This is a genomic window from Nocardia vinacea NBRC 16497 (genome assembly GCF_000308835.1).
GTDB lineage: Bacteria > Actinomycetota > Actinomycetes > Mycobacteriales > Mycobacteriaceae > Nocardia > Nocardia vinacea.
Genome location: NZ_BAGN01000294.1, coordinates 1 through 389, shown reverse-complemented (window position 1 = coordinate 389; position 389 = coordinate 1). Strand labels below are relative to the sequence as shown.

The window sequence follows — 389 nt, the reverse complement described above, 5'->3', positions numbered from 1 at the left end:
AGCATCGCGCCGCCTTCGGGTAACGCACCCATCAACCGACCACGCGCGACCACCAGCGCACACGCATCCTCGAGCGACCACACCCCCGCCACATACGCCGCCACCAACTCACCGATCGAATGCCCGATCAACACATCCGGTGACACACCGAACGACTCGATCAACCGGAACAACGCCACCTCGAACACGAACAACGCAGGCTGCGTGAACTCCGTCCGATGCAACAACTCACCATCACCGACACCGAACACGATGTCGCGCAACGAAACACCCGGCGACGACTCCCCCAGCAACCGATCGAACTCAACACACAACTCATCGAACACCGCAGCGAAAACCGGGAACGCCGCATACAACCCCGCCCCCATACCAACCCGCTGCGCACCCTG

1 protein-coding gene is annotated in these 389 nt (G+C 62.0%); it reads right to left on the bottom strand.

Annotation, left to right across the window (positions count from 1 at the left end):
* The coding region (locus ON44_RS33545) for an acyltransferase domain-containing protein (protein WP_040697942.1) at positions 1-389 on the bottom strand (389 nt) is incomplete at both ends.